Below are 16,251 nucleotides of genomic sequence, written 5' to 3'. Positions count from 1 at the left end.
ACTCTCAAAAGAATTGCTGGTTTACTTTAACTATATTCTGTTCAATTTTCAAAGACCATTTACTCTGTCGCACCGAAGCGACTTCCTTATCTTATCATTCCTGCCGATTCATGTCAATAACTTTTTTTCAAAAACTTTCAACATTTTTCTTTAAGAACTTATCGCTTCTTACATATCATATAAACATATTGTTTTCTGCTGTCAGCGACGTATCTAATATTATCATGTATTATCTAAAACAAGATATATAATTTATCTAAATTCTAGAATTAAACTCTTTATACTACTAATTTCTACTGTTTTTCTTTTTTATCCTACTATTGATACACTAGGATAAGTTTAACAATAATATTGTGATAATATTTCAAAATAATAGATGTATCAAAACATCTCATTAATATAATTACCCATTTTCACTTAAAAATATTCATATTACTATAAAATTTGATAAATCTTTATTTATAATTTTCTGTTATTATATGATTTTAACTAAACAGTTGTATAATGAATCCGCTTTCCTTTCCAAATCCTCGGAATAGTCACTAAAGCCTAAAAAACTCATCACTAGATAAAATTAAATATACTAAAACTGGATTAAACTTTAATACAAATGCACAAATAGTCCCTAATGCTATCTTTAACCCCCATAAATTAATATATAATTTAAAAGTAACATTTATATATAATAACTCCATTAATTTAATGCAATAAAAAACTATACTCAGGTTAAACTTTAAATTCAACCTGAATATAGCTACTTCTTAACACTAATTACAATTCTTCACCATTTGTTGCTATTACTTTTTTATACCACTCAAATGATTTCTTTTTGCTACGTTTTAATGTTCCATTTCCTTCATTATCTTTATCTACGTAAATGAAACCATATCTCTTTTTCATTTCTCCTGTAGTAAATGACACACAGTCTATACATCCCCATGGTGTATATCCCATAAGTTCAACTCCATCAAACTCTATTGCCTTTTTCATTTCTACAATATGAGATTTTAAATATTCAATTCTATAATCATCTTGAACAACCCCATTTTCATCTAACTTATCTATAGCTCCAAATCCATTCTCAACTATAAATAATGGTTTTTGATATCTTTCATATAAGTTGTTTAATCCATATCTTAAACCTACTGGGTCAATTTGCCATCCCCAATCAGAGGCTTTTACATATGGGTTTGGAACGCTACCTGGAAATCCATCAAGTCCTGATCCTTCTACTACATTATCTGCTTTAACAGCATTAGACATATAATAGCTTAATCCTATATAGTCAACAATACCTTCTCTTAATATTTCTTCATCTTCTGGTTCCATATGAATGTTATATCCCTTTCTTTCCCATTCGCATCTTGCATACGTTGGATAAGCTCCTCTTGCATGAACATCAGCAAATAAATGCCTATCATGCATTGCTTCTGCAGCGTACATAATATCTTCTGGATTACATGAGTAAGGGTAAATTGGAACATATGCAATCATACATCCTATTTTAAAATCCGGATTAATTTCATGCCCTCTCTTAACTACTTTAGCACTAGCTACCAATTCATGATGAACAACTTGATACATTGTTTCTTCTGGATTTTCTTCTTTGTTAAAAATAACCCCTGAACAAGTATATCCAAATAGAGGATATTTATAGTTCTTTTGGTTATTTATTTCATTAAACGTCATCCAATACTTAACTTTATTTTTATATCTCTCCATTACAACTTCAGCATATTTAACAAAGAAGTCTATTACCTTCCTATTTTTCCATCCACCATAGTTCTTAACTAAATTGTATGGCATTTCAAAATGTGATAATGTTATTACTGGCTCGATCCCATGCTTTAATAGTTCATCAAACATATCATCATAGAACTTTAATCCTTCTTCATTTGCCTCTGCATCATCTCCATTAGGAAATATTCTAGTCCATGCTATTGATGTTCTAAAACATTTAAATCCCATTTCTGCAAATAAAGCTATATCGCCCTTATAGTTTGAGTAAAAATCTACAGATTCATGATTAGGATAATTATAACCATCTAATACTCCATCAGTTATTACTCTATCCACTCCGTGAGCACCTGCTGTTAGTACATCTGCTATACTAACACCTTTTCCACCTTTATTCCATCCACCTTCTACTTGATGGGCCGCTACTGCTCCACCCCATAAAAAATTTTTTGAAAATCCTTTTCCCATTACTTTACCTCCTATTAGTTTACAATTGTAATTGCTTCTTCATCTATTTGTAATGATTTATTTTCCGTTATAAATATATCTAAATAATCTGCTGTATTCGAAATAACAACTGGTGTTGTTAAGTCATATCCTTTGCTTTCAATAAAGTCTATATCAAATTCTACTAACAAATCACCTTTTTTAACCTTATCTCCTTGATTAATATGTGCTGTAAATCCTTGGCCTTCTAACTTAACTGTATCTAAACCAATATGAATTAACATTTCTACTCCATTATTCGATTTTAATCCTATTGCGTGCTTTGTAGCAAATAAAGCCTCCACTGTTCCATCAAATGGTGAGTACACTTTCCCCTCTACCGGTACTATTCCAATACCCTTTCCAAGCATTTCTGATCCAAAAGCTGCATCTTTTACCTCTGTTAAAGGAATTGCCACTCCATTTATTGGACTAGTAATTACTTCTCTTCCAGCTTTTAATTCATTATTGATTTCTTTATCTTCTTCAATTTCTTCCTCATCTATTGGATCCTCAAATCCTACTATATATGTTAATACAACTCCAAGAACGAAAGCTATAACTATAGATAATAACAGTCCTAAGAATTGTGTCATATATCCTTCCTTAAAATATGCTGGCAATGTAGCTATACCTGGCATATTATATCCCCAAGATAAAGCTCTAAATGAACCTGCTACTGCTCCACCTACTGCTCCGGCTATACATCCACAAATTAATGGCTTTTTAAGTCTTAATGTTACTCCATAAGTAGCTGGCTCTGTAATTCCAAATAAAGCCGTAATACCTGCAGATAGTGATACATTTTTAAGTTCTTTATTCTTTGATTTTAATAATACTCCAAAGGTTGCCCCTGCTTGTGAAAATACTGCTGATGCTTGAAGCGCTGTAAATGTATCATATCCAAGCGCTGCGTAGTTACCAACCGTAACCGGTGTAATTCCCCAATGAACACCAAATACAACTAATATTTGCCATAATCCACCTACTACTGCACCTGCAACTATTGGGCTTAAATTATATAAGAAGTTATACACACTTCCAATTGACCCACCTATAGCATTTCCTACTGGTCCAAATACTAATAATGTTAATGGAACTATAATTACTAAACAAAACATTGGTGTTAATAAATTTCTAACTACTAATGGTAATATCTTTTCAAAAAATCTTTGTATATAAGCTAAAATCCATATAGCTAATATTATAGGAATAACAGATGAAGTATAACTCAGCATTTGCACTGGTAACCCTAAGAAATCTAAATTATGAGCTGTAACTGGTATATTTAATACATCTGTCATAAACTTAACCATATCAGGATTATTCATTGCTGATTCCATAAGCGCTCTTACTGCTGGATCTGCTGAATTTAGTGTAGCTACTGTTTTTGCTGTCATAATATTAATATAATCTGGACTAATTAAAGCACAAGCAGCTATAACTGACACGAAAGTATTAGCATTAAATTTTTTAGAGGCTGTTATAGCTATTAGTACAGGTAAGAATGTAAAACCTGTCCATGACACAAAATTTAAAATTCTATAAGTTCCACTTGTTGTTGATAAAACTCCAATTGCTGTAAGTACTGATAAAACACCTTGAAGTATTCCACAGGCTGCCAACGCATATAAAAATGGTGCGAATATACTTGAAATAACATCTATAACTTTACTTATTATCCCAACTTTTTGTCCCTCTTCTGAGCCCTCTCTTGGCTTTTTATCTAAATCTAAAATTTTAGCCATTTCGTTATAAACATCCTTAACATGATTTCCTATTACAATTTGGAATTGGCCGCCGGCTTCAACCACTGTAATTACCCCAGTAACTTTTTCCACCTTTGATTTATTAACTTTTGTACTGTCTTTTAATTTTAATCTAAGTCTAGTAGCACAGTGAGTTGCACTAATTATGTTCTCATCTCCACCAATTTCTTTTATTATATCTTTTGCAATTTGATTATAATCTCTTGCCATGATATTCTCTCCTTTTCTTATTATAGTTTCCTGTAGAGTACTTTTTAGACTAATTTAAGTTAGTAATTTATAAAAATAAAAAGAGACCTAAACTTGTAATTATTTAATACAAGCTTAGGTCTCGCCTATAATATATAGTAACCATCCTAATAATTATATCTTATTTATTTTTCCTCTATTGGAGCTGTAACTCTCTTTATATGCACTGTTAAATAAACCAACTCTTCTTCTGATATTTTTTTATTATAATCTCTTTCAACGAAGTCAGCTATTTTCTTTGCACATTGAAAAGCTTCTGGATATTGTTTCTGAATAATACCAAAAAGTTCATCCTTCTTGTCTCTAATAATATTATCACTTAATACTTTTTGTGCAAAATATTTAAGATGAGTTATAAACCTAGTATAATATACAGAGCTTTCATCTAACTCAATATGATAGTAGTATTTTACTAACTTTAATGCAGATTGAATAAGTTTAGTAATATCCATAGTATTATTCATATCGGAGTTTAACTGTGCATTTACAATATGCAACGCAATGAACCCAGCTTCATCTTCTGGTAATTCAATTCCTATCTGTTCCCATATCATAATTAATGCATCTTGCCCTATATTAAATTCCTGTGGATAGAATTTTTTTATTTCCCACAAAAGAGCATTATTAAAAATATATCCATCCTTAAACCTTTGAATAGCAAAACTAATATGATCAGTTAATGTGACATATATATTATCATTTAATTCTTTATCAAGAACTTTCTTTGCTTTTTCAATTATAGCATCGGATAATTTTATATGTTCTAAAGGAATTTCTGATAATATTGAATGCAATTTAGATGTTACATTTTTATTACTTACGGAAAACTCCTTTTCGATTTTACTTTCATCAACTTCGTCACCTTTCTTCTTTTGAAAGGCAATTCCACTTCCCATTAGTACTAACTCTTCATTTGATTCATTAATAACACATATTACATTATTATTAATCACTCTACTAATTTTCATGTAAATCACTCCATAGTACTCTACGTTTTATACATAAAAAAAGCTAAACTCTAATTAATATTTCATTAATAAAAGTTTAGGTCTTGCCTGCTTATCAGTAACAATCCGTATTTACTCTATGAGTTATAACTATTTATGTTTTACTAAATGATATCATATACATTTTTATCAGTCAATTAATTTATTTTATTATGAAATTATTTATTTCGTTAGCAATTTTATTCAGTTTGTTAAAAAACCCCCTGTTTAAAAACAGAGGGTTTTTTCATTATTAGTTGTGGATAAAATTTGGGATTCAAAATCTTATCAAAAATAGTATTAAAAGCTGGGCGACCATTTGTATGACAATACAAATCCTTAGTTAAATCTCTAATAAATGAAAAATCTATATGTTTATCTATTTTTCTTAATAAATAATCTTGCGGAACTAATTGTTCTAGCATAACCACTTCCATTTCGTTTATCATTCATAAAATCTCTATATAATAAATTAATATATTTAAAATTATATTTCATATTTGTATAAAATTAAAGACTGCTAACACTTTGTCAGCAGCCTGAACTAAATCATTTATGATTTAGTCTATTTTGGGGAGTAATGGTATCCTCCAACAAGTAATGTTAAAATTAACTATTATTTTATTTTTGCTATTAAATTTTTTTACTAATTTAATTTACATTAAATAAATAAAGTATTCCAACTTCATGGCTATCTTTCGGATTTTCATAAGTTATATAAACACCATAAAGTCCTGCTTCTAATTGTGATGTATCTATTGATATATTTCCATTCTCATCTATAGAATTTTCTAATTCTAATTTTTCACTCCTTAGCATGATTTCTTTAGGTAGTAATATCTCTCCACTTCTAGATACTATTCTTTCTTTAAGTATAACTTTATTATTTTCTACTGTAGCCATTCCAGCTTCAATTATTTGCAATCTAGCATTTAACACCTTAAGATTTTTTAAGTCCCTTAGGGGTGATAAATCTCTAACTTCATTTTGCTCTATATTAAGCTCTTCTAAATTTTTAGCATATTCTATCCCCTTTAAGTTCGTAACTCTTCTACTACTACAAGTTAAACTTCTTAATTCAAGCATATCTTTTAGAGTTATATCTCCACTTAACCCAAGAGCCTTTTGAATATCTTGTTTTAAATACTTATCCTCTATTTCAATAATTTTATTTAAATCTATTCTTTCTAAGTTATCAATTGCATCTTTCAATTCAGATAACATTGATTGAATCTCTTGATAAGTAGCCCCTTTATTTTCTATCATTTCAGTTGCTTTTTCCACGGTCTGGTCTAGTATACTTAAACTTTCTTCAGTATAAACTTCTCTATCTATACATTCGCTACTTTCGACTAATTTAGATAACTCTGTATAATCTATGGATTCTGAATTTGCATAATGAAGCTTAGAATCTCCCCATGTAGCGTGATCTGATGCAATTCCATTTCCACCGTCAGTTACTACAAGCTTTAATTCTTTAGCACCATTTATATCAATTTCTACATGTTTTTGAGGATCTCTAGAGTTCATTATTCCACTATCAAATTTCTTTTCACCATCTACATACACTTCAAAACTTATTGATCCAGCCCTTCCATACATTGCTCTATCTACGCCAACAAAAGAAGTAAAATAAGCATAATCCTTATCACTTAAATCATATATTATAGTAGATGTAGCATGAGTACCTATTCCCCTATCATAAGTAACTGCTTGACCTTCTTCATTTGTCAAAGTTAATCTATTATTACTTACAGAAGCATCTTTTCTAACTGTTTCCCAACCTGAATTTGCAGATTTCCAATCATATTCTGTTAAATATTTATAATCTTCCATGTTTACTACCGCTATATTTCTTGTTTCAACTACCTCATTACCATCACTATCTATAACTCTATAAGTTACTGAATATTTTCCGGGTTTATTAAAGTTTACTTCACCAGTTACTTCAACATTAGAAGTTAAATCTCCATCTTCTGAATCTATTGCACTATACTCCTGATTTAAATCTATTTCTTGACCAACCTTAGTTGAGATTGATTTTGGAATAGTTAATTTTGGTTTTGCATTTGTTGTATATAGTTTAGTATCTGCCCAAGAAGTAAAATCTCCAAGACCACTACCATCAGCATCATCTGCTACTAATTTAAGTTCTTTTACTCCAGTTACATCTAGATTTACAAATTCTGCTTCACTATCTCTCCTTATTACATCAGATGTATAAATCTCATCACCATCAGCAAATATCCTAAATATTATTGTGGTTCTATTATCATTATAATTTTTATCAGTACCCAGATATGTTGAGAAGTTGCTATAATTTCCATCTAATTCATATATTATCTCAGCATTTGTTGCAGCTCCTATACCTTTATCAAATTCTCTTACTTCTCCATTAACCTTAAGTTTTATTTTATTGCTTGAATTAACAGCTGAATCTTTATTTACAGTCCTCCATCCAGATACTGCTGATTGCCATTCTATATCAGATAGATAAGTGCTTTCACTATACACCACAATATCTCTATCTTTAGTTACTACATTACCATTACTATCTTCTACTGTATATGTTAATGTATATTTACCTGCCTTATTTATATTAAAATTGCCTTCATTAACTGTAACATTACTAGTTATGTCCCCATCTTCTTGATCATTTGCTGTAACTCCTGAAGTTAAATCAAATTCACTATTTAATTTAACATAAGTTATATCTTCTACCATTATTGTAGGGAACTTAGCTATTATAATATCCTCTGCTTTCTTTAAATCTTCTTCAAACAAGTTAATTGCTGGATGGTCTTTTACCTCCTCTCTAAGTTCTTGTACCTTTTCTAATGTATTATAAATTTCATTAACATCTGTTTTCGTATTATCAGTAAATAAATTCTCTATCTTATCTGATAATATATCTTCCTTATAGAAAGACATTTCTCCAATACTAGCCCAATCCTGGTTAGCTTCTATGAACTTAAATTTTACTCTTCTTGCACTTGTTTTAGCTATTTTAAATTCTACAACATCATTAACATTACCACGATATTCACCTTTACCAGCTAGTATAAAATCATTACCTTCTGCTTCTGTAGATACATAAACCTCAAACATTCTAGCGAATCCTTTTCCACCATTTCTTGCTGCATATGCTATTCTACTTATTTCTGTTGTTTCACCTAAGTCAAAAACAACTTCATTTTTAAATGAACTACTATTTGGCGTTCCAGTTTCCCAATGTGTATTACGATTATTATCTATTGCATAATCTATAAGACTACTTGAGTATCTTCCTCCATTGTTAGTTATTGAAGCTACTGGTATCTTAAATTGCTCGTTGTATTCACTTAAATTATCATATTGTCCATATTTTGATTTAACTACTGTGTAGTCTTCATATACTGTAATATATGATTTCTTTTCTGTAGTATTGTTATCACTATCTGTTACCCTATATACAACTTCAAATCTTCCTACTTTACCTTCTTCATATGAATTCGATATTATTTCTATATTAGAAGTTAAATCTCCATCTTCTGCATCCACTGCACCAATATCTTCATTAAAGTCTACAGCTTCACCTATTTTATATACTTTATCACTAGCGGTTATAACAGGCTTAGCATTGTTTGTAGTTAATTTAGGGTTAGCTATTACTGCATGATCTGAAGTATTTCCATTTCCAGCATCAGTAACTTTTATTACTAATTGCTCCACACCTTTAACTGGTACATTTATATATGCCATATTATCAGCATGTTTTAAAACTTCTGTAGCAGCTAGAACTTTACCATCACCTTGTATTTCAAATTTTATGCTAGAATTATTTTGTGGTGATATTCCTGCATCAACTCCTAGTAAAGCTTCAAATTTATCATAGTCTTTACCTGATAAATCATAAATTATTGTACCATTTGCATGTATTCCAAAGCCTTTTTCAAAGTCTTTTACTTCTCCATTTACTCTACCTTTTATATTAGAATTTCTTCTTGGAGTTCCCCATTGAGTTTCTGCAGATGACCACTCGGAATCCGATAGATATTCATAATCACTTACTACTTCAACTTCTACGATCTTTTCTACTGATATACTTTCATCACTTACGGTATATTTAACTTGATATATTCCCTTTTGGCTAGTATCTACATTATGTTCAACTTCAATTTTAGAAATTATATCATTTCCTTCATAGCTTAATACTTTTATATAATCTAGAGGATTGAACTCTTCTCCTAACCCTAGAGTTATCTTATTTTGTTGAATATTTATGCTAGGTGAAAATGAACTTATTTCTTCTGATTCTAATGGGTTTAATTTTTTATCATATGCAACTATCTTATAAGTATAATTTTTATTTATATCTATATTCTTATCAACAAATGAAGTTCTTGTAGTATATCCAACTACTTCACCATCTCTAAGGATTTCATATCCCATAGACGCATCTTTATTAGCAGCATCTATATTATAGGTTAAACTAATCTCTTCATTTTCTTTATTTATTTTTAGAGTTTGTATATCGACTTTAGCATCTTTTGAAAATCCATTTCCTTCATACCCACGACCTATAGTATTCATATACTCTAATTTAACATTAGGTTTAGGTAAATGAGATACCTTCTCTTTCATCTTATCAGTAGCTTTTACATATCCCCAATCTTCAAAGAATGTTGTTAAGTCTGTTTCTGTTGCTAATGACAATCCTATAACTAATCTTTCTAAATTGCCTCCTAAACCATTCATAATACCATCAGGATTTATTCTAGCTATATTAGAAGCTTTAGCGTAAGTATCTTCCCCATAATAATATTGTACTTGCTCAAGTATTCCTAGATATGTCCAATAACCATGATTAACTTTTTCACCTGAAAACCTCTTATATAATGAATTCCAATCAACTCTATCAGCATCGCTATTATTAATTAGCTTTCTCATTATTACAGAATATATATTATTTGTAACTTCACTATGTTCCATAGAAGAGCTATTAATGCTATGTCCCCACTCATGGTAATAAGCCCATGAATCATTCCCTGGAGCACTAATCGGCTTAACTATATTTTTAAAGAATCCCCCATCTCTTCTTGGTGAATTTCCTCCATTATATCCAGTATATCCCCAATCAGACCATCCATAAGGTCCCTTTGTAAACACTCTTGAAGTAAATTTTGCATTATAGAATTTAGTTGGATCTGAATTGTTTTCAAAATTACCACTAATTTTTTGGAATTCCTTCCACATAAGTTCCCATTCATCCATAGTATCAGAAACAGTTTTTCCTATTGACTTCAATTCCTTAATACCTTTTAGCGCACCTGCAGCACTTGTTGATATCGTATTATTTTCAGACACTAGTTCTGCAACATTATATACAACATTTTTAGGCACTCCATTTGAAAAATCATCATCATTTGTACTAATTTTTTCTACATACTTTTCTAGTTCCCTCTCAAACTCTTCTGGATTTGTTTTTCCATGGTAATAAACTGGAAAAGCTGTACCTCCAACTAATCTTACTCTAGGTGCATAGGCCTGCTCATTTGGTAAAGCTCCATTTTCAATGTAAACTACTGCAGGTTTCATATTATCATATGGAGGAGCAGTTATAGTATTTAACCCTGGATTTAATGAATATCTTCTAACCCATCCATTTCTATCATCTGCTATTTGGCCTAGAACTAACTTAGGCATTACTCCATTTTCATCAGCATCAACAAAAACTTGAATTGTTTCACCAGGAACTACATATCTACCAAATGTCTCTAATGAAAATGATGTTCTTGCAATTTTATATTTACTTGCTTGTGAATTTGCATTACCTCTTTGTGATGCTATCACAATTGATTCATTATTAACCTCTACATTATTTAATATATCTTTTGCTATTTCTATATGTATTTTTAAAGCTTCTTTTAATGGATGATTATTGACTTCTTCCTCTATCTTAGATATAGCTTCCATTGAGTTGTACTCTGTTTTAAGCTCATTCATTAATCCATTTGTAAATAGATCATCAACTTTATCACTTACTACATCTTGTTTATAGAATGCTATTTCTGATAATGTAGCCCAATTTTGATCCGAATTTTTAAATTTAAATTTTATTCTTTTAAATTCTGTTGTATTAAATTTTGCCTCAACTAATCCAGATACTTTATTTTGACTTCCAGTTGCTACAAGTTGATAAGTATCTCCTTTAGATGTTGTAGAGCCATATATCTCAAATTCTTTAGCAAAACCTTTGCTATCAGATTTTCTTGCCCCATAAACCACTCTATTTAATTCCACAGCTTCTTTAAATTCTACTTCTACCTCATTTGTAAAATCATTCGTATTTGATTTATTTGTTTCCCAGTATGTATCTAAATTACCGTCAACAGCATTTGTTATTACTGCACTTCCATAATTACCTGCATTATTACGGATACTCTTTATATTTTCATTATCCATTTTAAATAAATTTGAATATTCTTCGTTAGAATAATATTTAAATTGTTTTGTGATTGCTTTTGTAGCTTCAATTTGATTTTCTTGTAAAAGCATTTTTGCATCTTCTAAATGCTCTTTAAAATATTCATAAAACGGATGGCTTTTGGCATCTTCCTCTAATGCTTGTACTTTTTCTAATGTATTAAATTCTTCACTCACAATGCTCATTGTACCATCAGTGAATAATCTATCCATTTTTTCTGCTATTTCATCTTGAGTATATAAACCAAACTCAGCAGCACAAGCCCAATTCTCATATCCTTTTTTAAATACAAATTTAACTCTTCTAAACTCAGTAGGATTAAACCTTATTTCTATAGAATCCTGTGTTACTTTAGATGAACCACTAGATACTAGTTCAAATGTATCTCCCTTAGAAGTTCTTGATGCATAAATATCAAATTGTTCTGCAAACCCTCTATTAGATCCACGAGGAGCAGTATATACTATTCTATTTAATTTCGTCAGTTCATTTAGCTCAATTATTACTTCATTAATAAAGGTTGTACTATTTTGTTTTCCAGAATGCCACTTTGTATTTAAATCACCATCAATTGCTTTATCTATTGAATTATCTGCATATTGACCACCATTTGTAGTTATTGATTTTATATTGGTTGATGGAACTTTATATATAGCATCATACTGTGGAAGTGTCTCACTATTCATATCCTTAAATTTAGATACCTTAGCATCAATATAGTTGACTTCTTTATTTTCTACAATTAACTTTGCATTTTCTATATCCTCTTTGAATTCACTATATAATGGATGATTTTTTGCTTCTTCTTCTAACTCACTTATCTTTTCTATATTACTAAACTCTTCACTTACTTGACTCATTGTATTGTCAGTGAATAAATTCTTTATTTTATCGCTGACTAAATCCTCTTTATAAAACATAAACTCTGATGCTGAAGCCCAATCTTGATTAGCTACTTTAAACTTAAACTTTATTCTCTTAAATTCAGTTGGACTAAATTTAATTTCTACTATATCACCAGTAGACCCTGTATATGATCCACTACTCACTAATCTAAAATCATCTTCTTCATCCGTAAGTGACCCATATATTTCTACTTCCTTAGCAAATCCTTTACCTTTAGCTGATGACTGCCTCGCTGCATATACTATTCTATTTAATGTTGTTACTTCATTTAATTTAAATATAACTTCATTGGTAAATTCAGAGCTATTTGCTTTTCCTGTTTCCCAATGTGTATTAAAATCTCCATCAATTGATTTATCAATAGTTGAATGCTGGTAGTTTCCTCCATTATTTGTTATGGATATAATATTATTATTGTCCATTTTAAATGCTTCATTGTAAGCATTTAAGTTATTACTATTGTATAAGTTAAATTTACTTATACTAGCTTGTGTCAATTTCTCAACAGACGTACTTTCTGTCATAGGAATTTGACCTCTTGAAATTTCATCTGCTAGAACCTCTATTGTTTGAGATGAAAAATTTGTTATTAGTGCTGCTAACACTAAGGCTGATATCTTTTTCCTATTCATATATTTACCCCCCTTAAATTATTTTATATTGTAAAATTAGGCATAAAAAAACTACTCAAAAAGAGTAGCTTTTATATACTTAATAAATCAAATATTACTTATAATAAAATGAGTAATATTTGTAATTAAACTTTAAAACAAAAAGTATAATGTACTCTTTGGCAACTGGCTAACATAGTTATACACCTTAGTCCCTATAGCTTTGCGTCCTTAAGTTTCCCTAAGTTTGCCTATTCAATTTTAACTCAACACTTTTATTTACACTTCAAAAAATCAATATATTTCATATCAACCTTAACAGCTTCAAATTATTATATTATTTCAGGCATTGAATTGCTATTTTTTTAATCTGATTGCATATGTAAAATTCTCAGAAAACCATTCTTCATATATTGTCTCTGGATTTCTAGATTTTACTCTTTCTTTATTATGTCAGCTCCTCCAAATAGCATTTAATATCATACCAATAATTTTGATTCCACCCCTCCGGACAAACTCCTAAACCCCAATAGTCACTACTATCTAAATGCCATTTACCAATATAAGCATATTCAATCCAATCATCTTTAACTCTCTACCCAATTGCCTTTACATTATCTCCTACTACAATACTGTTAGATACCATCCCATTGGTATTTGGAAATGTTCCAGTAAAACACTTCTAGCTACTCCACATACTAGCTGACAAGAATATGTATTTTCATATCATGTACCCTCATATGCCAGCTTATCCAGATATGTAGTCTTCATGTCTAAATTACCATAACAACCTAGCATATCTTTTCTTGTTGTATCAGTCGTTAACAAAACTACTTATTTTTTAAAATTTATTTCTCCTATTAATTTAAAAATATATATTTTTCTTTTACAGTTTTATTATACTTATATAACATGGAAATTCTATGTAAAAAACGTTTTTTAATATGGACAATTCCGCTTTTTTATGTTATTTTTTCAAATAAAAGGATGGTAATGCTATGATTAATATCTACGGACATTTAAGAAATCAACGAAGAATTATTAGATACGATGATGATACTACTCAATTAATGGTAAACTGTTGTGGTCAACAAACTTTCAAAACTAAAGATTATTTTCAAGAGTTCTCCAATGAATTATTTAAATAAACTCCGAATCGAAAAATCCAAGGAACTCCTTGAAGAAGGAACTATGAATATTTCAACTATAGTCTCTGTCGTAGGATTTCAGGATGCACTCCATTTCAGTAAGGTTTTTAAAAAAGCAACAAAAATGTCACCAAGTAAATTTAAAAAATACTTATTAGAATCACGTACACCAGAATGGTATTATGTTACATGATTACTTAAAAAAGCAGAATTATATATAAGAATCATTAAAAGCTATAGCTTAAAAACTATACATCACTATACTCATAAGTATATTTCAATTAATTAAAATAGAAAGTGAAGTAGCAAAGATTTATTATCATTTGTGTATGTATGTTTTCATTAATCATTTGTTCGATATGTAGAATTGGTGGATTAATCGGTAAGTCATTATTTCAATATATCTTAAAAATATTTTTTAGGTGTTACTTGAACCTCAATTTTTTAGAAGTAATAATTTAATATATTTAACATTATATTACATATTTGTATAAAATTAAAGACTGCTAACACTTTGTCAGCAGTCTGGATAAAATGATAGTAGATTAATAATCTACTATCATTTTATTTTACTATACTAACTCTTTTCTTATAAAGCTATTTCTACCAACCTTAAATGGTACTTTAACTTTGCACATCATTCCTGGATGTGGACATCCATCTATAGCTTCTCCATCTTCATTATAAATTTCTTCAACAACAAAGCTTTCTCCAAACTCACCTGGAGTTAGTATTTCTACTTTATCTCCTTTTACGAATTTATTTCTTTGCTTACATAATGCAATTTGACTTTCTTCATCATACTCATGTACTATAGCAACGACATCATACTCTCTAACATGGTCATTTGTATGATAAATTATTGCATCACTTTTAGGTTCACTAAAGAAGAATCCAGTATTATATTCTCTATGACTAACCTTGTACATTTCATCTCTTAACACCTTAGGTAATTTGTAGTTTTCTGGATCCTCATAATATAAATCTATAGCTTTTCTATATGCATTAACAACTATAGCAACATAATATTCACTTTTATTTCTTCCCTCTATCTTTAATGAAGATATGCCTGCCTCTAAAAGTTCTGGTAAATGTTCTATCATGCATAAATCTTTTGAATTCATTATATATGTACCATGTTGATCTTCCTCAATAGGGAAATATTGGTTTGGTCTCTTTTCTTCCACTAATGAATATTTCCATCTACAGCTCTGCGCACATGCACCCCTATTTGAATCTCTTCCTGTCATATAACTTGATAATAAGCATCTTCCTGAATATGACATACACATTGCTCCATGTACAAAGACTTCTAATTCTAATTCTTCTGGAATATGTTCTCTAATTTCTTTTATTTCCTTTAAAGAGCATTCCCTAGCTAGAACTACACGTTCTGCTCCTAAATCATGCCACATATTGCAACCTTCATAATTTACTGTATTAGCCTGTGTACTAATATGTATCGGCAAATTAGTATGCTTTTGTACTGTTCTAAATACTCCAAGATCTGATACTAATACTGCATCCACCTTAGCTTCTTCAAGACTTTTTAGAAACTCAGGTAACTTTTCTATCCCTTCATTTCTTGGCATTACATTTACTGTACAGTATATTTTTTTACCTAAACTATGAGCAAGCTCTGCCCCTTCTTTAATTTCTTCAAAAGTAAAGTTTTGTGCTGCTGCTCTTAAAGAAAATGCTTCCCCTCCAAAATAGACAGCATCTGCTCCATATTGAAATGCAATCTTCAACTTTTCTAAACTCCCTGCTGGAGCTAGTAATTCTGGCTTTTTATATTTTGTTGTCATACAAGTTCATCCTTTTACTATTTTTATAATTTCTATTTTTATTATATACTACTATTGTTTTAATTCAACGCGAAATAAAAGGAAA

General features: G+C 29.8%; 6 protein-coding genes, 1 pseudogene and 1 riboswitch. Of the genes and pseudogenes, 1 reads left to right on the top strand and 6 read right to left on the bottom strand.

Translation table 11 applies throughout. The features are described from left to right. Window positions 1–771 precede the first annotated feature (771 nt). The 5 genes and pseudogenes from I4V63_RS07670 to I4V63_RS07650 all read right to left on the bottom strand — a co-directional run bounded on the left by I4V63_RS07670 (window position 772) and on the right by I4V63_RS07650 (window position 13,231). Complete coding sequence (locus I4V63_RS07670) at window positions 772–2,205, bottom strand: 6-phospho-beta-glucosidase (RefSeq protein WP_196000709.1); 1,434 nt, start codon at window positions 2,203–2,205, stop codon at window positions 772–774. Between the two features lie 14 nt (window positions 2,206–2,219). Further along, complete coding sequence (locus I4V63_RS07665) at window positions 2,220–4,202, bottom strand: beta-glucoside-specific PTS transporter subunit IIABC (RefSeq protein WP_196000708.1); 1,983 nt, start codon at window positions 4,200–4,202, stop codon at window positions 2,220–2,222. Between the two features lie 164 nt (window positions 4,203–4,366). Beyond that, window positions 4,367–5,209 (bottom strand): PRD domain-containing protein, encoded by an 843-nt coding sequence (locus I4V63_RS07660; RefSeq protein WP_196000707.1) that lies wholly within the window; start codon window positions 5,207–5,209, stop codon window positions 4,367–4,369. 317 nt (window positions 5,210–5,526) lie between these two features. Continuing rightward, a pseudogene (locus I4V63_RS07655) lies at window positions 5,527–5,676 on the bottom strand (IS5/IS1182 family transposase); the annotation flags it as partial. Between the two features lie 202 nt (window positions 5,677–5,878). Continuing rightward, on the bottom strand, window positions 5,879–13,231 hold the full coding sequence (locus tag I4V63_RS07650; protein WP_196000706.1) for an NPCBM/NEW2 domain-containing protein: 7,353 nt from the start codon (window positions 13,229–13,231) through the stop codon (window positions 5,879–5,881). A gap of 157 nt (window positions 13,232–13,388) precedes the next feature. Next, a riboswitch (cyclic di-GMP riboswitch) is annotated at window positions 13,389–13,472 on the bottom strand. Between the two features lie 736 nt (window positions 13,473–14,208). Here I4V63_RS07650 and I4V63_RS07645 point away from each other — a divergent pair. Next, window positions 14,209–14,358, top strand: coding sequence for a hypothetical protein (locus I4V63_RS07645; protein WP_196000705.1), 150 nt, complete (start codon window positions 14,209–14,211; stop codon window positions 14,356–14,358). Window positions 14,359–14,930: 572 nt separating this feature from the next. Here I4V63_RS07645 and I4V63_RS07635 read toward each other — a convergent pair. Further along, window positions 14,931–16,166, bottom strand: coding sequence for a U32 family peptidase (locus I4V63_RS07635; protein WP_196000703.1), 1,236 nt, complete (start codon window positions 16,164–16,166; stop codon window positions 14,931–14,933). Between the last annotated feature and the right edge of the window lie 85 nt (window positions 16,167–16,251).

This window comes from Clostridium sp. 1001271B_151109_B4 (genome assembly GCF_015670405.1).
Lineage (GTDB): Bacteria > Bacillota > Clostridia > Clostridiales > Clostridiaceae > Clostridium.
This window is presented reverse-complemented; position numbering and strand designations above follow the sequence as displayed.

Coding starts and splice junctions, on each gene's coding strand:
- I4V63_RS07670 (WP_196000709.1), bottom strand. CDS start 2,205: ATGGGAAAAGGATTTTCAAAAAATTTTTTATGGGGTGGAGCAGTAGCG.
- I4V63_RS07665 (WP_196000708.1), bottom strand. CDS start 4,202: ATGGCAAGAGATTATAATCAAATTGCAAAAGATATAATAAAAGAAATT.
- I4V63_RS07660 (WP_196000707.1), bottom strand. CDS start 5,209: ATGAAAATTAGTAGAGTGATTAATAATAATGTAATATGTGTTATTAAT.
- I4V63_RS07650 (WP_196000706.1), bottom strand. CDS start 13,231: ATGAATAGGAAAAAGATATCAGCCTTAGTGTTAGCAGCACTAATAACA.
- I4V63_RS07645 (WP_196000705.1), top strand. CDS start 14,209: ATGATTAATATCTACGGACATTTAAGAAATCAACGAAGAATTATTAGA.
- I4V63_RS07635 (WP_196000703.1), bottom strand. CDS start 16,166: ATGACAACAAAATATAAAAAGCCAGAATTACTAGCTCCAGCAGGGAGT.